Consider the following 18,921-nt stretch of genomic DNA (forward strand, 5'->3'; position numbering starts at 1 on the left):
AGCCTGGAATACTGCCGCGCGAGTCGCCCATGACCGAGCCTGCCGCCTTCGTCCACCTCCATGTCCATTCGGCCTATTCGCTGAGCGAGGGCGCGATCAAGGCCGACAAGCTCGCGAGCCTCGCCGCCGAGGAGGGCATGCCCGCGGTCGCGCTGACCGACAGCGCCAACATGTTCGGCGCGCTCGAATTCGCCGGCGCCTGCGCGAAGAAGGGCGTGCAGCCGATCATGGGCTGCCGGCTGTTCCTCACCCGCGCCGAGGCCGATCCCGACCGCCCGGAGGCAGCGCGCCAGAACCCCGATCCGCTGGTCGCGCTCGCCATGGATGCGGCCGGGCTCGACAACCTGCAGAAGCTCTCCTCGAAGGGCTACCTGCGCGACGACCCCTCGGGCCGTCCGGCCGTCACGCTCGACCTGCTGCGCGAGCATGCCGAGGGGCTGTTCCTCCTGACCGGCGGCACTCTCGGCCCGGTCGCGCGGCTGCTCGGGGAGGGGCGGCGCGATGCCGCCGCGCGCATCCTCGACGCGCTGCGCGAGGCCTTCCCGGACCGGCTGGCCGTGGAGCTGCACCGCCACGGCCTGCCGCAGGAACCCGCCATCGAGAGCGGGCTGCTCGGCCTTGCGAAGCAGGCGCGCCTGCCCATCGTCGCGGCCAACGACGTCTATTTCGCCAGGCCCGAGATGCACGAGGCGCATGACGCCCTGCTCTGCATCGCCGAGGGGCGCACCATGGCCGAGCGCGACCGCCGGCGCGTCACGCCCGAACACTGGTTCAAGCCCGCCGCGGCGATGCGCGCGCTGTTCCGCGACCTGCCCGATGCCTGCGACAACACGCTCGCCATCGCGCGCCTCTGCGCCGTCATGGCGGAGGAGCGGAAGCCCGAACTGCCCATCTGCCCGAAGGTGCAGCCCGGCAAGACCGAGGCCGAGACAGTGCGCGCCATGGCCATCGAGGGGCTGGAGCGGCGGCTCGATGCCATGCAGCCGCCGCCGGACGAGGCGCAGCGGAAGGTCTATCGCGACCGGCTCGACTACGAACTCGGCGTCATCGAGACGATGGGCTTCTCGGGCTACTTCCTGATCGTCGCGGACTTCATCCAATGGGCCAAGGCGCAGACGCCGCCCATTCCGGTGGGGCCGGGGCGCGGTTCGGGCGCGGGTTCGGTCGCGGCCTGGGCGTTGCAGATCACCGACCTCGACCCGCTGCGCTTCGGCCTGCTCTTCGAGCGTTTCCTGAACCCCGAGCGCGTCTCGATGCCGGATTTCGACATCGACTTCTGCCAGGACCGGCGCGACGAGGTGATCCGCTACGTGGTGCGCGAATACGGCGCCGACCGGGTCGCGCAGATCATCACCTTCGGCAAGCTGCAGGCCAAGGCGGCGGTGCGCGACGTGGGGCGCGTGCTCGGCATGCCCTACGGCCAGGTGGACAAGATCGCCTCGCTGATCCCCTTCAACCCGGCCAAGCCCGTGACGCTCGCCCAGGCGATCGAGGGCGAGCCGCGGCTGAAGGAGATGCGGGATTCCGACGAGCAGGTGGCCCGCCTGCTCGAGATCGCGGGCCAGGTCGAGGGGCTCTACCGCAACGCCTCGACCCATGCGGCGGGCGTGGTGATCGGGCGCAAGCCGCTGATCGAGACGGTCCCGCTCTACCGCGACCCGCGCTCGGACATGCTGGTGACGCAGTACTCGATGAAGTACGCCGAGGCCGCGTCGCTCGTGAAGTTCGACTTCCTCGGCCTCAAGACGCTGACGGTGATCGAGCGCGCGCTCGCGATCCTGCGCGCGCAGGGCACGCATATCGACATTGCGGCCATCCCGCTCGACGACGCCAAGACCTACGCCATGCTCGCCAAGGGCGATTCGGCGGGCGTGTTCCAGTTCGAAGGGCAGGGGATGCGTGACTGCCTGAGGCAGATGCGCGCCTCCCGCTTCGAGGATCTTGTGGCGGCAGTCGCACTCTACCGCCCGGGGCCCATGGCCAACATCCCCGCCTATTGTGCGCGCAAGGCTGGCGAGCCCTGGGCGGCGCCGCATCCGGCGATCCACCACATCCTGGCCGAGACCTACGGCATCATGGTCTACCAGGAGCAGGTGATGCAGATCGCGCAGGAACTCGCGGGCTACAGCCTCGGGGGGGCGGACCTGCTGCGGCGCGCGATGGGCAAGAAGATCCGCGAGGAGATGGTCAAGCAGCGCGCCATCTTCTGCGAAGGCGCCGAGAAGCGCGGGATCGAGCCGGCCAAGGCGGCCGAGATCTTCGACCTGATGGAGCGCTTCGCCGATTACGGCTTCAACAAATCCCACGCCGCGGCCTATGCGCTGGTCAGCTACCAGACGGCCTGGCTGAAGGCGAACCATCCGGTCGCCTTCCTCGCGGCCTCCATGACGCTCGACCTCTCCAACACGGACAAGCTCGCCGGGCACATGCAGGAGGCCGCGCGCCTCGGCATCCCGGTCCTGCCGCCCGACATCAACCGCTCCGGCGCCGAGTTCCGCGTCGAGAAGACGCCCGAGGGCAAGGAGGCGATCCGCTTCGCGCTCGCCGCCGTCAAGCGCGTGGGCGAACAGGCGATGCGCGACCTCGTGGCCGCGCGCGGCGAGGCGCCCTTCGCCTCCCTGGCCGATTTCGCCGCGCGGGTGGACCCGAAGCTGCTGAACAAGATGCAGCTCGAGAACCTCGCCCGCGCCGGTGCATTCGAGGCGCTGGAGAAGAACCGGGCGAAGGTGATGGCCGGGGCCGAGACGATCCTGCGCCGCGCCCAGGCCAGCGCGGAGGAGCGCGAGTCCGGCCAGATCGGCCTTTTCGGGGCGGATTCGCAACGAAACGAGCCCCTGCGGCTGCCCGAGATCCCCGACTGGCCGCTGCTGGAACGGCTGGCCCATGAGGCCGAGGCGGTCGGCTTCCATCTCTCGGCGCATCCGCTCGACACCTATCGGAGGGCGCTTCATCGCCTGGGCGTCACCCCATCCGCGCAGATCGCGGAGCGCGCGCGGGCGGGCTCGGCGCGGCTGAAACTCGCGGGCACGGTGGTCAATGCGAAGGAGCGGACGACCAAGACCGGCAGCCGCATGGCCTGGGTGCGGCTGTCCGACGCCCAGGGCTCCTACGAGGTGACCTGCTTCGCCGAGGTGCTGAACCGGTCCCGGGATCTGCTCGCCGAGGGCCAGGCCGTGCTGGTGACCGCCGATGCGCGGATGGAGGGCGAGGCGCTGCGCCTGACGGCGAGCGAGGTGGAGAGCCTCGAGAAGGCGGCCTCGGGCGTGGGGGGCGGGATCAGGCTCTGGCTGGACGAGGTGGCGGCGGTGGATCCGATCCGCGCCATCCTGGCGCGGGAGGGCCGCGGCCGGGGCCGGGTGGTGCTGGTCCCGCGCACGGGGCCGGGCCAGGAGGTGGAGGTGGCGCTGCCCGGCGGCTTCAATGTCGGCCCGAAGGTCATGCAGGCGATGAAGGTGGTGCCCGGGGTGTCGGCGGTGGAGGAGATCTGAGCCTCACCCCGCGCCAGCCGTATTTTCCATAATATACCTTATGCGGCAATCTCCACCGCCCCCTTTGCCGCCGGTGCTCCGAATCAGCCATGCGCCGCGAGCGTCAGCGGCGGGCCCCTGGGGGCGGCCGCGCCTGCCAGCCGTCAGTTCTGGCTGCCGGCGGGTGCTGGCGGCCGAGTGCGATAGCCGTGCGGCCCGGGGCCTCGGCGATGCATCGGCCCCATCAGCTCGCGGCGCTGGCCCGGCGACATCGAATCCCACCGGCGGCGCATCTCCTCAGGGGCCGGGCCTTGCGGACCCATGCCGCGCCGGAAGCGATCCTCGACCCGGCGCCGCTCCTCGGGCGGCAGCGTGTCCCAGTTCTCCTCCAGCCAGCGATGGCGGGCGGCCCGCTCCTCGGCCGTGCGAGGCGGGCCGGAGCCGCGCCAGGGCGGCGTCGTCGCCGGCTGGGCAAGGGCAAGTCCCGGCAGGGAGACAGCGGCGAGGGAGAGGAATACACGTCGATTCATTCGACCCTCCTTGCTTCCGTGGAGTGACGCATTCCCTATCCTGCCGTCGGTTCCGCAGCCTTGCGCTCGCGCAAGCGCGATGGTCCCGGCGGCGGCGCGGGGCCGCATCGGCGCTCTCGGGGTCCACCCGAGCATGGCCCAACTAGGGGCTACAGGCGATGCGCCGGCCCCTCATCACGCCGCCTCCCGCCAGGGTGCCACGTCGAGGAAGGTGGATTGGTAGCAGGCCCCCTCCCCGATATCCGTCCGCCGCATGTCGCAGAGCATGTTGATGGTCCCGGCAACCGCCTCCCCGTCCGGGCGCTGGCCGGGCACGAGCACCACCCCCGGCCGCACCTCGTCGCTGATCTTCAGAACCAGCCCCACCTCCCCGAGATCGTTGAACAATCTCACCCGCTGCCCGTCCGTCAGGCCCCGGCGCGCCGCCTCCTCCGGGTGCAGAATGGCGCAGGGCTCCCCTTCCCGCTTCCGCAGGAAGGGCGAGGCGGCATACGCCGTGTGGGCCTGGAAGTAGCCCGGCGCGGTCAGCAGACGCAGCGGCCAGCGGGCGGCCGCCGCGGCCTCGATGGGATCCTCCTCCCAGACCGGCATGGGGGGCACGCCCTGGCTGGCCAGCGCCTCGGAATGGATCTCGAGCCGGCCCGACGGCGTGCGAAACGCCTGCGCCGGGGGCGGGCTCACCTTCACCGGCCCGGCGAAGACCTCGGCCGGGTCCACGCCGGCGATGATGCCCGTCGCGCCCTTGAAGAAATGCGGCACGATCTCGCGCGGGCCGAGGTGGAAGGCGGGGTCGGTCAGCCCCATCCGGCGGCCCAGCTCCTGCGCCAGGCGGAAGTTCGACCAGGCCTCGTGCTGCGGCGCCACCGCCGCCGGCGCGTATTGCATCCGGTAGGAGCCGTAGGAGCGGTAGAAATCCTCAGTTTCCAGATAGGTGGCGGCCGGAAGCACGATGTCGGCATAGCGCGCCGTGTCGGTCATGAAGGGGTCGTGGACCACGGTGAAGAGGTCCTCCCGCGCCAGTGCCCGGCGCAGCCGGTTCACGTCCGGGTTGGTCACCGCCGGGTTGTTGGCGGCGATGAAGAGCGCCCGGATCGGCGGGTCGCGCATCTCCTCGAGCGCCTCGCCCAGCGCCAGGTGGTTCACCGTCCGCGCCGAGGCCGGGCCCGAGGGCTTGCCCACGAAGCCGAACTGGAAGTCCATCGAGGCGGCGGCCAGCAGCAGCGCCCCGCCCCCTTCCCGCCCATAGGCGCCTGTCAGGGCCGGCAGGGTCGCCACCGCCCGCAGCGCCTGCCCGCCGCGGGCGAGCCGCGTCATGCCCTCGCCCAGCCGGATCAGCGAGGTGCGCGCCGCCCCGTACATCGCGGCCAGCCGCTCGATATCGGCCTCGGGCAGGCCGGTGATGGCAGCCACCCGCGCCGGCGGGAAGCCGGGCAGCACCTCCGCCGCCCATCGTTCGAAACCAAGGGTATGGGCGGCGATGTAGTCGCGGTCCAGCAGCCCGTCGCGCAGCAGGATATGCGCGATGCCGCAGGCCAGCGCGGCGTCGGTGCCGATGCGGATGGGCAGGTGCCAATCCGCCCGCGCCGCGGTCTGGCTGCGGCGGGGGTCGATCACCACCAGGGGCACGCCGCGCTTGCGCACCTTTTCCAGCAGCGCCCAGAAATGGACGTTCACCGCCATCAGGTCGCAGCCCCAGGCGATGACGAGGTCGGAATGGACCACGCTCTGCGGATCGGTGCCGCCGACCGGGCCGAGCGTCAGGTCCCAGGCCGTCTCGCAGCAGGTGTCGCAGACCGTGCCGGCCATCAGGCGCGAGGTGCCGAGAGCGTGGAACAGCCCGGCCACCAGCCGCCGGTTCATCTGGCCCTGATGGGCGGAATAGGCATAGCCGAGGATCGCCTCCGGCCCGCTCTCGGCCATGATGGCCTTCCAGCGGGAGGTGATCTCGTCCAGCGCGGCGTCCCAGGTGATGGGCTCGAACCGCCCGGCGCCCTTCGGCCCGGTGCGGCGCAGCGGTGTCCGCAGCCGGTCGGGCGAATGCACCACCTCCATGTCCCGGTTGACCTTCGCGCAGGCGAAACCGGCGGTGTAGGCCTCCTCCGGGTCGCCCTGGATGCGGATGATGCGGTCGCCCTCGGTCTCGACGATCAGGGAACACATGTCCGGGCAGTCATGGCCGCAGACGACGCGGGTCTTGGGCATCGGGGGCGGGTTCCTCGGCGGGCGCGACGCGGGCAGTCTCAGCCCGCTCCACCGCCCTGGCAACCGTCCCCCGGGGGCTTGCCTGCCGCCGCCCGCCGCGCGAGGACTCCGCCATCCTCGCCCCCGGAGACGTGATGCCGCAGGAGCCCGAAGCCGCGCTGACCCGCCTGCTCGCCATCATGGCGGCGCTGCGCCACCCCGAGACCGGCTGCCCCTGGGACCGGGAACAGGATTTCCCGACCATCGCCCCCTACACGATCGAGGAGGCCTACGAGGTCGAGGACGCCATCGCCCGCGGCTCCCCCGCCGCGCTGAAGGACGAGCTCGGGGACCTGCTTTTCCAGGTCGTCTATCACGCCCGCATGGCCGAGGAGCGCGGCTGGTTCGCCTTCGCCGACGTCGCGCAGGCCATCTCGGAGAAGATGGTCAGCCGCCATCCGCATGTCTTCGGCGATGCCGCGGCGCGGGACACGGCCCAGCAGGTCCAGGCCTGGGAGGCGCAGAAGGAGGCCGAGCGCCGCGACCGCGCCGAGGCAGGCACGCTCGCCGGCATCCCAGCCGGCCTGCCGGCCCTGACGCGGGCGGCGAAACTGACCCGCCGCGCCGCCCGCGTCGGCTTCGACTGGCCGGACGCCGCCGCCGTGCTCGACAAGCTCGAGGAGGAGGCGCTGGAACTCCGCAAGGAACTCAGGCGCACCCCGGAAACCGCTGATCCTGCAGCATTGCGCGACGAGGTCGGTGACCTGCTTTTCGTGCTGGCCAACCTCGCCCGCAAGCTCGATCTCGACCCCGAGGATTGCCTGCGCGGGGCGAACCGGAAGTTCGAGCGCCGCTTCCGCCACATCGAGGAAACCCTTCGACGTGAAGGATCCTCGCCGGCCGACGCGACGCTCGATCGCATGGAGGCGATCTGGCAGGAGGCCAAGCGCCTCGAACAGCGGAGCCGTTGAAAGATGATGCGCGCTGCGATCCTGTTTGTGCTGATCCTGCAATTCTTCTCGGTGCATGAGGCATCCGCCCAGCCCCGCCGCACCCTGCTGGACGAAGGGCCGGCCGGCCGTGTCGTCGCCGCCCCGCAGGGCCAGGGCGAGGCCCTGCGCCTGCGCCGCGAGGGCCGCACGGTCTGGCAGGCCCGGGACCAGCGCTTCACACTGTTCAGCGAGGGCACCCCCGTCCCGATCGGTGACGGGCAGACCGCCATCGGCATCACGGGCTGGTCGGGTGGCGCCTATTGCTGCTGGACCCTCCATCTCTTCCGGCGGGGTCCGGGCGGCCTCGCGCATATCGCCTCCCTGCCGCTCGGCAAGCGGGAGCCGGCCGTCTTGCGCCTGACGCCGCCCGGGGCCGCGGGCATCCGCCTCGCCGATGCGGCCTTCGATTTCTGGGAGGCGCCGGCCAGCCTCGCCGCCGACCTGCACCCGACCATCCCCTTCCGCTGGAACGGCCGGGCGCTGGAGCCGGACCTTGCCGCCATGCGCCGCCCGGTCGCGGAGGCGCTCGGCACCGCCTGCGCCGAGATGGCCGCGCCCGACGACCTGCCCCCGCCCGAGGAGAGGATCGCCCGTTACCCCGATCTCGATGCCGCCATCGCCGCCCTGCGCGCGCGGGACTGGCGCCGCCCGGCGGACCAGCCCCATCCGGGGGTCGAGGCCGCGCGCCTCGCCGCCTGCCTGATCTATGCCGGCCATGCCGGAGAGGCGGCGCACCTGCTGCGCGAGGCCTGGCCGGCGGACATCCCCGGCCGCGCCGAGACCGAGCGCCAGCTCGCCGCGCGCCTCGCCTGCAGCCCCTTCGCCGCGGCGGTGCGGGCGGTGAACGCGCCGCGCGCGCCCTTCACCACCGCGCGCTGCCAGCGCAACGGCCCGGACCAGACGGCGGTCTTCACGCTCGGCTGGCGCTGATCAGGCCGGGCGGATCCCGGCCCGCACCGTCACGCGCCCTTCGGGCAGGGGGATGAATTCGGCCTCGTCCCCCGGCACGCGGCCGAAGCGCCCGGCCTTCCAGTCTTCCTTGGCCTGTTCGAGCCGCTCGCGGGAGGAAGCGACGAAGTTCCAGTAGAGGTAGCGCGGCCCGTCCATCACCGCCCCGCCCAGCATCAGCAGCCGCGCCCCCTGCGGCCCGGCGGTGAGCGCGAGCGAATCCCCGGCGCGGAAGACCAGCATCCGGCCGGCCTCGAACCAGGTGCCGGCCACCTCCGCGCTGCCCTGCACGAGGTAGGCGCCCCGCTCCTCATGCCCCGAGGGCAGCGGCAGCCGCGCCCCCGGCGCGAGCAGCGCATCGGCGTAGAACAGCGGCGAGGAGACGGCGGCCGGCGCGCGCAGGCCCCAGCCCTCCCCGGCGATCAGGCGCAGTCTGAGCCCCTGGTCCTCGACGAAGGGCAGCGCGCCGGCGCCGTGATGGGCGAAGGCCGGGGCGGTTTCCTCCGCCTCGCGGGGCAGCGCCACCCAGGACTGGATGCCGAACATGCGCTGCGCCCGGTCGCGCTGCGCGGGGTCGGTGCGCTCGGAATGGACGATGCCGCGCCCCGCGGTCATCCAGTTCAGCTCGCCCGGGCGGATCGGCTGGGCACTGCCCAGGCTGTCGCGATGCAGGATCTCTCCTTCGAACAGGTAGGTGACGGTCGAGAGGCCGATATGCGGGTGCGGGCGGACATCGAGCCCCTGCCCGGTCAGGAACTCGCCCGGCCCCATCTGGTCGAAGAAGATGAAGGGGCCGACCATCTGCCGCTCGCGCGCGGGCAAGGCCCGGCGCACCTCGAAACCGCCGACGTCGTGGGCGCGGGGGATGATGACATGCTCGAGGCCCGGGGGCGGCGCGGGGCAGGATGGCTCGGCTTCGTCGAGGGTGGACATGGCGCGCTCCCGGCCGTGGTCCCATGAGGATGGGGACGCCCCCGCCCGGCCGCCATCCCCGCCGCCTGCAGGCGCGCACGCGAAAGGGGCGGCCCGCGCCGGCGGACCGCCCCACTTCTCCCCCCGTTCCGGCGCCGCGCGGGTCGGCGCGGCAGGACCGCCTTCAGGCCGCCGCGCGGCGGCGGCGCACGACCGCGCCCAGCCCGAGCAGGCCCATGCCCAGCAGGGCAATGGAGGCCGGCGCCGGCACTCTGACGGAGCCGCCGGTGATCTCCAGGCGGATCACGAGGTCGTCATGGTTGTCGTCCGGCCCGGCGCCGAGGTCGTCGAAGAACAGCCACGCCACCGTGCCGCTCGAGGCGGTGATGCCGTTGATGGTGGTGTCGATGCAGGACAGGGCCGTGCAGTTGCCGAGCGTGACGAAGAAATTGCCGAGGTTGTTGTTCGGCAGGACGTTCGCCCCGTTCACGACGTCGCCATTCGCCGCGAAGGTCGGATTGCCGCCGCCGTTGGTGTCGAACATGAAGGGCAGGAGGCCCGACAGCACGTTGTTGATCGTGACGCTCGTGCCGATCGGGCTGCCGAGCGTGCCGGACGTGCCGCCGCCGCCGGTCAGGATCGGGGTGCCGTTCCAGACAAAGGAGTTCGTCCAGCCCGCCTCGTAGCCGATCAGCGTCGCGGTGATCTGCGACGGCCCGCCGATGAGGTAGAGATTCGCGCCGTACCAGCCCTCGATCTTCGGCAGCGGGGCGATCACCTGGTTGTTGGCCGTCGCTCCGCCCGGGATGGTGCCGACGGTCGAGGCCTGGGTGGCCGGGGCGGCGAAGGCAAGCCCGAGAAGGGCGGAAGCGGCGAAAAGGGCCTTGCGGAGGGACATGGGGGTGTCTCCAGTGCGGCGTAACGGATCTGAGCGATTGTCTTGCAAGGCGGATGCCAGTCTGAAAACAGCCTTCGCTCAATGGGTTATGCCGCCACCCGCCGCGCCACCCGCCCGGGTTGAAAAGAACGCCGACGCAGGCGCCCGGGCAGCCCGCGCCCCCGCTCAGGGGTAGCGGATCGCCACCACCTCCACCTCCTCCACGCCGCCGGGGGTGCGGATCTTCCGCACATCCCCCACCCGCGCGCCGAGCAGCGCGCGCGCCACCGGCGCCACCCAGGAGACATCCCCCTTCTCCGCATCCGCCTCGTCCACCCCGACGATGCGGATCGTCACCTCGGCATCGTCGGCGAGGCGCGCAAAGGTCACCGTGGCGCCGAAGAACACCTGGTCGCGCCGCTCTTGCGCCGCCGGGTCCACCACCTGCACGCGTTCGAGCCGCTTGCGCAGGAAGCGGACGCGGGCGTCGATCTGCCGCAGGCGCCGCTTGCCGTACTGGTAGTCCGCATTCTCGGACCGGTCGCCGAGGCTCGCGGCCCAGGCCACCACCTCGACCACCTTCGGGCGCTCCTCCTCCCACAGCGCGCGCAGTTCCTCGCGCAGCGCGGCCGCGCCCGCGGGCGTCATGTAGAAGGGCGTGCCGGGGGGCAGGCCGGGCGGCCCGTCCTCCCCCTCATCCTCACCCTCGGCGCTCACGGGTCGAGGAGGGTGGCGCGCACCGCCTCCCAGCAGGCGCGGTCGGGGGCGCAGATCAGCCCGCCGTCGCGATGCTGCGGCGTGTAGGCGCTGCCGTCGAATCGCGCGGCATAGCCGCCCGCCTCGCGGTGCAGCAGCCAGCCGGGCAGGTGATCCCAGGGCATCAGCCGGTTGTAGAATTGCACATGGGCATGCCCGCCCGCCGTCAGCCGGTATTCGTGGGCCGAGCAACGGAAGCCCACCACCCCGGCGAAGCGCGCGAGGCGCGAGGCGACCTGCGAGCGCATCGGCTCGCGCAGATAGGTCCAGGAAATGGCGGCGATCATGCGCTCCACGGGCGCCGGCGCGGCCACGTGCAGATCGGCCATGTGGCGGCCCTGACCGTCGGCGATCCAGGCCCCTTCCCCGCGCAGCGCGATGGCGGTGTCGTCGCCGAGCGGGTCGTGGATCCAGGCCGCGGCCACCTCGCCGCGCACCACCGCCGCGGCCATGGCCCCGAAGAGCGGCGTGCCGGAAGCGAAATTCGCCGTCCCGTCCACCGGGTCCACCACGAAGGCGAGGTCTGCGCCGGCGAGGCGGTCGAGCACGCGCTCATCCGCCGCCGCCGCCTCCTCCCCGATCACGGCGCAGCCGGGAAAGAGCCGCGCGAGCCCCGCCTCGATGACGCGCTCGGCGGCCTCGTCGGCATCGGTCACGAGGTCGAGCGGCCCGGTCTTCGCCCGCACCGCCCCCTGCGCCAGCCGGCGGAAGCGCGGCAGGATCTCGGCGCGCGCCGCCTCGCGCAGCAGGGAGGCGACCTCGGCCGCCCGCGCCGCGCCGATCATGCCCCGCGCCCCTCGAAGCGCGCCCGGTCGGCGGGCGAGAGGCGGACCGTCAGGCTGATCCCGTCCTCGCGGTCACGGCGCGAAAGCACCTCGCCGTGCTGGTAGAGCCAGGCGAGGCCCGCCCCGTCGGTCGTCGACACCGTCACCTCGATCGTCTCCATCCCGGCCGAAAGCCGCGCGTCGATGGCCCGGCGCAGCTCGTCGAGCCCCTCCCCGGTCAGCGCCGAGACCGGCACCGCCCCCGGCACGCGGCGCGCGACCTGCTCGATCCCGCCGAGGAGGTCGGCCTTGTTGAGCACCTCCAGCACCCGGTCCTGCCAGCCTTCGTCGAGGCTCGCATGCGGCCCCTCGGCCATCTCCGCCATCACGGCGAGGACGTCGGCGCGCTGCGCCGCGCTGTCGGGGTGGGCGATGTCGCGCACATGCAGGATGACATCCGCCGCCGCCACCTCTTCGAGCGTCGCGCGGAAGGCCTCGACGAGCTGCGTCGGCAGGTCGGAGATGAAGCCCACCGTGTCGGAGAGGATGCAGGTCCGCCCCGAGGGCAGCCGGATCGCGCGCATGGTGGGGTCGAGCGTCGCGAAGAGCTGGTCCTGGGCATAGACCCCGGCGCCGGTCAGCGCGTTGAACAGCGTGGACTTGCCGGCATTCGTGTAGCCCACCAGCGCGACCACGGGATAGGGCACGCGGGCGCGGGCGGAACGGTGCAGCCCGCGGGTCCGGCGCACCTGCGCGAGTTCCCGCTTCAGCTTGACGATGCGCTCGCTGATCAGGCGGCGGTCGATCTCGATCTGCGACTCGCCCGGCCCGCCGAGGAAGCCGAAGCCGCCGCGCTGGCGTTCGAGGTGGGTCCAGGAGCGCACCAGCCGCGTGCGCTGGTATTCGAGATGCGCGAGCTCGACCTGCAGCGCGCCTTCCCTGGTGCGCGCCCGCTCGCCGAAGATCTCGAGGATCAGGCCGGTGCGGTCGATGACCTTGCAGCCCCAGGCCTTCTCGAGGTTGCGCTGCTGGACCGGGCTCAGCGCCGCATCCACGACGACGAGGCCGACCTGCTGCTCCTTCAGCGCGCGGCCGATGATCTCGACCTGGCCCTCGCCGAGCAACGTGGCCGGCCGGCGCTCGCGCAAGGGATGCACGGCGGAATGGACCACCGCGACGCCGATCGAGGCGGCAAGGCCCACCGCCTCGGCCAGCCGCGCCTCGGCCGCGCGCTGGCCGCCGGCATCGCCGATGGCGAGCCGGTTCGGCTTCTCGAAGGGCAGGATGACGGCCGCGCGGGTCGGCTGGCCGCCCGGCGAGTCAGCTCCCGCCGCCAGGGGCCACCTCGCGGGTCAGGGTCATGCGGGTCTCGGAGGCCGGGGCGGCGGCCTGCTGCGCGCCCGCCTGGGCGGTGGCGTCGAACAGCATGATGGGCGCGCCCGGCATCACGGTGCTGATGGCGTGCTTGTAGACGAGCTGCGTGTGCCCGTCCCGGCGGAGCAGCACCGAGAAATTGTCGAACCAGGTGATGATTCCCTGCAGCTTCACGCCGTTCACCAGGAAGATCGTCACCGGGGTCTTGGATTTGCGAACGTGGTTCAGGAACACGTCCTGCACGTTCTGGGACTTCTCTGCGGCCATGGGACCGGTCCTCTGTTCTTGCTGGTCACCGACCAGGGGCGGACCGGCGAAAACCATTTCCGGCCACCGGCGCGCGGAGTGTCCCTCGCCGCTCAGCCCTTTGCAAGCCCGAGCAGATGCGCCTGCAGCGCATGGCCATCCGCGAAGACGGCATCGGGCGCCGCGGCCGTCACGCCGCCGTCATGGGCGGCATCACCAAGCAGCACGGCGCGGCAGCCCGCCGCCCGCGCGGCCTGCATGTCGAGCGCGGTGTCGCCGACATACCAGACCGCGGGCGAGGCCGGCACGCCGAGCCGCTCCAGCGCCATCAGCAGCGGCGCCGCATCCGGCTTGTCGCGCGCCGCATCGCCCGCCCCCACCAGAGCGCCGAAATGCCCGCTCCAGCCGAGGTGCTCGGCCTCCGCCCGCAGCAGCGGGCCCTGCTTGTTCGAGACGACGGCCTGCGGGGCGATGCCGCCCGCGGCGCGGATCGCCGCCACCGCACCCGGCATCGGCGCCAGCACGGCGAGGTGGTGGCGGCGCACCTCGGCATAGAAGATGTCCCGCGCGCGTTCCCATTCCGCGCCGAACATCGCGGGGAATGTGTCCCGCAGCGATCCGCGCACGCGCGCAAGCACCGTCGCGCGGTCCCATTCCGCCATGGCGAAGGCGCGGAAGGTGGCGTTCAGCCCGGCCTCGATGGCCGCCCAGCCGTCCACCAGCGTGTTGTCCCAGTCCCACAGGATGGCCGCGGGCCGGCTCACGGCCTCAGCTGCCCCATCAGCCCGAGCATGTCGCCCATCACCCAGAGGTGGCGGATGCGCGCCTCCTCGAGCGTGAAGAAGCCGACGCCTTCCCAGGCGAGGCGCCGCCCGGTCGGCGGCACGTCGAGGAACGGGCCGGCATCGTGCTGGCCGGAGAAGCCGACGCGGGCGGCCACACGCTCCTCCTCGGCCAGCAGGTCGCGCAGTTCACAGCGATAGGCGCTGAAGGCGCCGCGCACGCTGCGGACATAGGCGGCGAAGGCCTCCCGGCCCCGCATCACCTGGCCGAAGGTGCCCTGGAAGCCGACATCCTCGTGCATCAGCGCGGGCAGGCAGCCGAGGTCGCCCCTTTCCCACAGATCCGCGTAGAAGGCGCGAACCGTGGCGCGGTTGGCCTCGAGTGCCGCGCTCATGCTGCGTTCTTCAGCCCGCCCTTCACGTGACGGGCGAAGATCTCGAAGAGCCGGCGCACGACGGGGCCCACCGTGCCGTCGCCCACGGGCTGGCCGTCGATGCGCACGATCGGCTTCACGAAGGAGGTCGCGGAGGTGATGAAGGCCTCCCGCGCGCGGCGCATCTCCTCGAGGGAGAATGCCCGCACCTCGAAGGGAATGCCGGCCTGCTTCAGTTCCTCGATCAGGGCCGCGCGGGTGCAGCCGGGCAGGATCGCGTGGTCGAGGTGGCGGACGCGGATGCTTCCGTGCTCGTCCACGATCCAGAAGGAGGTCGCCGCTCCCTCGGTCACCATCCCGGTGTCCGGCTCGTAGAGCACCGCCTCGATCGCCCCCTGCTCGCGCGCGGCCTGGCGGGCGAGGCAGTTCGGCAGCAGGTTCACGGTCTTGATGTCGCAGCGCGCCCAGCGCAGGTCCGGCTGGGTGATCGCCGCGGCAGCCCAGCGGTCCACATCGGTCGGATAGGGCGGGATGCGCTTGATGGTGACCACCAGCGCGGGCGGGACGGGATGCGCCGGAAAGGCGTGGTCGCGCCGCGCGACGCCGCGCGTGACCTGCATGTAGAGCAGGCCCTCGGTCACGCGGTTGCGCCGCGCCACCTCCCGCAGCACGAGGCGCAGCGCCGCGCGCGCCATCGGCATCGGCAGGCGGATCTCGCGCAGCGAGCGTTCCAGCCGGTCGAGATGCAGTTCCTCGTCGATGAAGCGCCCGTCATGGAGGTGGACGACCTCGTAGATGCCGTCGCCGAACTGGTAGCCGCGGTCCTCGATGTTCACCGCCGCCTCGGGCTGCGGCAGGTAGCGGCCGTTGACATAGGCGATGCGGGACATGGGCGGGCGGCACTCCGGCGATGGGCGGGCGGAGGTTAGAACGCGGCCGCGGCGCGCGGAAGCCGCCGGGTCACGCGATCGTGCGCGCCTCAGGCGTTGCCGACGGTGCCCGGCGGGCTGGCGCGGTCCTCGGCCTGCACGCCGAGGAACTTGAGCTTGCGGTGCAGCGCGCTGCGCTCCATGCCGACGAAGTTCGCGGTGCGGGAGATGTTGCCGCCGAAGCGCAGGAGCTGCGCCTCGAGATACTGGCGTTCGAACAATTCCCGCGCCTCGCGCAGCGGCAGGGTCATGATCTCGGAACTGCGGTCGAGCTTCAGCACCGCCGGCGCGGCGGCGCCGACCTGCGGCGGCAGCATGTCGGGCCGGATCGGCTCCTTCGCGTCGCCGGGGGCCATGATCAGCAGCCAGTCGATCAGGTTGCGCAGCTCGCGCACATTGCCCGGCCAGTCATAGGCCTGCATGGCGGCGAGCGCGTCCTCGGAGAGTTCGCGCGCCGCGACGCCGGTGGTCTCGGCCGCGCGGCGCATGAAGTGGCGGGCGAGCGGGGGCACGTCCTCGCGCCGCTCGCGCAGCGCGGGCACGCGCAGCGGCACGACGGCGAGGCGGTAGAACAGATCCTCGCGGAAGCGGCCGGCGGCGATCTCGGCGGCGAGGTCGCGGTTGGTGGTCGAGAGCACCCGCACATCCACCTTCACCCGCGTGCCGCCGCCCACGCGCTCGAAGCCCTGCTCCTGCAGCGCGCGCACGATCTTGCCCTGGGTCTCGAGCGGCATGTCCGCCACCTCGTCGAGCAGCAGCGTGCCGCCATGGGCGCGCTCGAGCACCCCTGCGCGGCGCGGCTGGGCGAGCGGGTCGGGGCCGGCCTCGACGCCGAAGAGCTCCTCCTCGAAGCGGGCGGGGTTGAGCGTGGCGCAGTTCAGCACCAGGAACGGCCCGTCGGCGCGGCGGGACCGCGCATGGATCATGCGCGCCGCCACCTCCTTGCCCGCGCCCGCGGGGCCCGTGATCAGCACGCGCGAGCCGGTCGGCGCGACCTTCTCGATCGCCTGGCGCAACTGGCCGAGCGCGGAGGAGGCGCCGACCAGCTCGGTCTCGGCACCCGCACGCAGCTTCAGTTCGCTCACCTCGCGCTTCAGGCGCGCGGCTTCCAGCGCGCGCGCCACCACCAGCAGCAGCCGGTCGGACTTGAAGGGCTTCTCGATGAAGTCGTAGGCGCCCTGCTGGATCGCCTGCACCGCCGTCTCGATCGTGCCGTGGCCGGAGATCATGACGACCGGCACCTGCGGCTCCTCCACATGCAGCGCCTGCAGGATGCCGAGCCCGTCGAGGCGGGAGTTCTGCAGCCAGATGTCGAGGATCACGAGGGAGGGCCGGCGCTGCCGGAACGCCGCGATCGCGGTGTCCGCGTTGTGCGCCTGCCGCGTCTCGTAGCCCTCGTCCGAGAGGATGCCCTCGATGAGCGTGCGGATGTCGGGCTCGTCGTCGACGATCAGGATCTCATGCGCCATGCGCGACCTTCGCTCCCTCCCCCGCCCGGGACGCCTCCGCCGCCGGCTCCGTCCCCGGGGCGCGGGCCGGCAGGATCAGGGCGACCCGCGCGCCGGGCGCCTCCTGCCGGTCCTCCAGGGACAGCCTTCCACCATGGTCCTCCATGATCTTCTTGACGATGGCAAGGCCGAGACCGGTTCCCTTTGGCTTGTGAGTGACATAGGGCTCGGTCAGCCGGTCCCGGTCCTCCTCGCCGGGCAGCCCGACTCCGTCATCCTCGACGACGAAACGAACTTCCGCCCCGTCCGATTCGACCCGCGCGACGATCCGCCCCGCCCGCTCGGCGGCGCGCATGGCGATGGCATCGGCGGCGTTCTGCAGCAGGTTCGTCAGCGCCTGGCCGATCGAGCGCCGGTCGCAGGCGACGATGGGCGGCGGGTCGGCGAAATGCGTCTCGTAGGCGATCTCGGGATGCGCGTCGCGCTGCAGCACCAGCGCCTCGCGCAGGATCTGGTTGGCGTCCTCGGGGCGGATGACGGGTTGGGGCATGCGCGCGAAGGCGGAGAACTCGTCCACCATCCGCCCGATGTCGCCGACCTGGCGCACGATGGTGTCGGTGCATTGCGTGAAGGTCTCGGGGTCCTCGCTGATCTGGCGCAGGTAGCGGCGCTTGAGCCGTTCCGCGCTGAGTTGGATCGGCGTCAGCGGGTTCTTGATCTCGTGCGCGATGCGGCGCGCCACGTCCGCCCAGGCCGCCTTGCGCTGGGCCGAGACGAGTTCCGTCACGTCGTCGAAGGTCAGCACGTAGCCTTCGACGCGCCCGCCCTGCATCTCGGCGCCGAGCCGCGCGATGAAGGTCCGCCGCGCCGAGGGCGGGCCGGAGCGGATCTCGGCCGTCTGAGGCTTCTCCGGCGCGGCGCGCGCGGCTTCCAGCAACGCGGCGAATTCCGGCGCCACGCCCGCGAGCGGCAGGCCGATCGCGGCATCCAGGTCCACGCCCAGAAGCGCGGAGGCCGAGCGGTTGGGCAGGTTCACCCGCCCCTCGGCATCGAGGCCGATGACGCCCGCCGAGACGCCCGCGAGCACCGTCTCGGTGAAGCGCCGGCGCTCGTCGATCTGGCGGTAGGCCTCCATCAGCTCGCCGCGCTGCGCGCTGAGCTGGCTCGTCATGCGGTTGAAGGCGCGCGAGAGGGAGGCGACCTCGTCATCCGCCTGGCCTTCCTGCACGCGGGTCGAGAGGTCGCCCGACCGCACCCGCTCTGCCGCGGTGATCAGGCGCGAGATCGGCCCGGCGATGCGGTTGGCGATCAGCAGGCCCAGCAGCACCGCCGCCATCAGCACGAGCAGCGTCGCGATGCCGAAGATCAGCACGAAGGTGATCTGCAGGTCGCCCTGGTTGCGGTCCAGCCGGTCGTATTCCTGGAAGGCCAGTTCCGTCCGGCGCATGTGCTCGAGCACGCCGGGGTCCACCGGGCGGGCGATCATCAGCATCAGCCCGGGCGGGATGTTGAGCGCGACGACGGCCCGCACGCGCCCCTCCCCGCTCTCGCCCGGCAGCACCGCCACCTCCCCCGCCCGCACCGATTCGAGCGCCCAGGACGGGAGGGGCTCGACCACCGTTCCCGTGGTCAGCCCCGCCGAGGCCACCACCTGGCCGAGCGTCGGCTCGAAGACGATGGATTCCGTCAGGCCCCGGATCGCGGTGTGGGTGGCGAGCAGCCGCGCGAAGCCGAGCCCGTCATTGGGCAGCAGGATGGGCGCCGCGCGGTTGAGGTCGTTCGCCATCGCCAGGATGTCGGCGCGGATGGTGTTGCGGTGCTCCTCGAGATAGGCGCGCGAGGCCACCAGCGAGGCCTCCAGCGTGTCCCGCACCCGGTCGCTGAACCAGGCCTGGATGCCGAGGTTGAAGAACACCGCCGAGAAGCCCGCCACCAGGATCGCCGGCACCACGGCGACGATGCCGAACAGCAGCACGAGGCGCACATGCAGCCGCGAGCCGGCCGAGCCGCGCCGCCGCTCCACCCACATCCGCACCACCCGCGCCGCGAGCGAGGCGGCGAGCACCAGCAGCACCGCGAGGTTGGCGAGGATGATCCCGACCACCTCGCCCGTGCTCGCCGGCCCGAGCGGCGTGCCGCCCGAGAGCGCCATGAAGGTCGCGACACCGAGAACAAGGGCGACGAGCGCCAGCGCGATGGTGACCGCGCCGCTCTGCAGCGCCTGGCCGAGTCGCGCGAGCCGGGAGGGCGCGGCGCCCGAGCCCTCGGCCTCCGCGCCGGCGAGGCTGCGGGCCGCGGGCCGCACCCCGGCGCGCCGGAAAAGCCCTGCCATCTCAGGGCC

At 72.4% G+C, this 18,921-nt stretch carries 16 protein-coding genes; 3 read left to right on the top strand and 13 right to left on the bottom strand.

Going from position 1 to position 18,921, the window contains the following annotated elements; genetic code table 11:
* Positions 1 to 29: 29 nt before the first annotated feature.
* On the top strand, positions 30 to 3,488 hold the full coding sequence (gene dnaE, locus FHS88_RS15915; RefSeq protein WP_184486450.1) for a DNA polymerase III subunit alpha: 3,459 nt from the start codon (positions 30 to 32) through the stop codon (positions 3,486 to 3,488).
* A 143-nt stretch (positions 3,489 to 3,631) separates the two neighbouring features.
* Here the strand turns inward: dnaE and FHS88_RS15920 are convergent, their stop codons facing one another.
* Both FHS88_RS15920 and FHS88_RS15925 read right to left on the bottom strand, forming a co-directional pair.
* Positions 3,632 to 3,997: a hypothetical protein gene (locus FHS88_RS15920; protein WP_184486451.1), complete on the bottom strand. Its 366-nt coding sequence runs from the start codon at positions 3,995 to 3,997 to the stop codon at positions 3,632 to 3,634.
* A 174-nt stretch (positions 3,998 to 4,171) separates the two neighbouring features.
* Positions 4,172 to 6,199: a molybdopterin-containing oxidoreductase family protein gene (locus tag FHS88_RS15925; protein ID WP_184486452.1), complete on the bottom strand. Its 2,028-nt coding sequence runs from the start codon at positions 6,197 to 6,199 to the stop codon at positions 4,172 to 4,174.
* A gap of 134 nt (positions 6,200 to 6,333) precedes the next feature.
* On the opposite strand from FHS88_RS15925, the gene mazG reads away from it, so the two are divergent.
* Positions 6,334 to 7,149, top strand: coding sequence for a nucleoside triphosphate pyrophosphohydrolase (gene mazG, locus FHS88_RS15930; protein ID WP_184486453.1), 816 nt, complete (start codon positions 6,334 to 6,336; stop codon positions 7,147 to 7,149).
* A gap of 6 nt (positions 7,150 to 7,155) precedes the next feature.
* Positions 7,156 to 8,100: a hypothetical protein gene (locus FHS88_RS15935; protein WP_184486454.1), complete on the top strand. Its 945-nt coding sequence runs from the start codon at positions 7,156 to 7,158 to the stop codon at positions 8,098 to 8,100.
* On the opposite strand, the gene FHS88_RS15940 is transcribed toward FHS88_RS15935, so the two are convergent.
* From FHS88_RS15940 to FHS88_RS15990, 11 genes are all read right to left on the bottom strand, one after another.
* A complete protein-coding gene (locus FHS88_RS15940) occupies positions 8,101 to 9,051 on the bottom strand; it encodes a pirin family protein (RefSeq protein ID WP_184486455.1) in 951 nt (316 codons plus the stop codon). It abuts the gene before it with no gap.
* A gap of 163 nt (positions 9,052 to 9,214) precedes the next feature.
* Positions 9,215 to 9,928 (bottom strand): PEP-CTERM sorting domain-containing protein, encoded by a 714-nt coding sequence (locus FHS88_RS15945; protein WP_184486456.1) that lies wholly within the window; start codon positions 9,926 to 9,928, stop codon positions 9,215 to 9,217.
* A gap of 165 nt (positions 9,929 to 10,093) precedes the next feature.
* Positions 10,094 to 10,624 (bottom strand): transcription elongation factor GreB, encoded by a 531-nt coding sequence (greB, locus tag FHS88_RS15950; protein ID WP_184486457.1) that lies wholly within the window; start codon positions 10,622 to 10,624, stop codon positions 10,094 to 10,096.
* On the bottom strand, positions 10,621 to 11,448 hold the full coding sequence (locus FHS88_RS15955; RefSeq protein ID WP_184486458.1) for an inositol monophosphatase family protein: 828 nt from the start codon (positions 11,446 to 11,448) through the stop codon (positions 10,621 to 10,623). Before FHS88_RS15955 ends, greB begins: the two co-directional genes overlap by 4 nt.
* Positions 11,445 to 12,764: a GTPase HflX gene (gene hflX, locus FHS88_RS15960; protein ID WP_184486501.1), complete on the bottom strand. Its 1,320-nt coding sequence runs from the start codon at positions 12,762 to 12,764 to the stop codon at positions 11,445 to 11,447. The genes FHS88_RS15955 and hflX overlap by 4 nt, the downstream gene beginning before the upstream one ends.
* Entirely contained in the window at positions 12,748 to 13,068 is a 321-nt protein-coding gene (gene hfq, locus FHS88_RS15965) for an RNA chaperone Hfq (RefSeq protein ID WP_184486459.1), read from the bottom strand. The genes hflX and hfq overlap by 17 nt, the downstream gene beginning before the upstream one ends.
* A 92-nt stretch (positions 13,069 to 13,160) precedes the next feature.
* Positions 13,161 to 13,811: an HAD hydrolase-like protein gene (locus FHS88_RS15970; RefSeq protein WP_184486460.1), complete on the bottom strand. Its 651-nt coding sequence runs from the start codon at positions 13,809 to 13,811 to the stop codon at positions 13,161 to 13,163.
* Positions 13,808 to 14,224, bottom strand: coding sequence for an ester cyclase (locus FHS88_RS15975; RefSeq protein ID WP_184486461.1), 417 nt, complete (start codon positions 14,222 to 14,224; stop codon positions 13,808 to 13,810). The genes FHS88_RS15970 and FHS88_RS15975 overlap by 4 nt, the downstream gene beginning before the upstream one ends.
* Positions 14,221 to 15,093, bottom strand: coding sequence for a D-amino-acid transaminase (locus FHS88_RS15980; RefSeq protein ID WP_184486462.1), 873 nt, complete (start codon positions 15,091 to 15,093; stop codon positions 14,221 to 14,223). The genes FHS88_RS15975 and FHS88_RS15980 overlap by 4 nt, the downstream gene beginning before the upstream one ends.
* A gap of 89 nt (positions 15,094 to 15,182) precedes the next feature.
* Positions 15,183 to 16,601: a nitrogen assimilation response regulator NtrX gene (ntrX, locus tag FHS88_RS15985; RefSeq protein ID WP_184486463.1), complete on the bottom strand. Its 1,419-nt coding sequence runs from the start codon at positions 16,599 to 16,601 to the stop codon at positions 15,183 to 15,185.
* The gene (locus tag FHS88_RS15990) at positions 16,591 to 18,912 is read right to left on the bottom strand and encodes a sensor histidine kinase NtrY-like (RefSeq protein WP_184486464.1); all 2,322 of its coding nucleotides are present in this window, start codon (positions 18,910 to 18,912) and stop codon (positions 16,591 to 16,593) included. Before FHS88_RS15990 ends, ntrX begins: the two co-directional genes overlap by 11 nt.
* Between the last annotated feature and the right edge of the window lie 9 nt (positions 18,913 to 18,921).

It is taken from the genome of Neoroseomonas alkaliterrae (assembly GCF_014199195.1).
In the GTDB taxonomy this organism is placed as follows: domain Bacteria; phylum Pseudomonadota; class Alphaproteobacteria; order Acetobacterales; family Acetobacteraceae; genus Neoroseomonas; species Neoroseomonas alkaliterrae.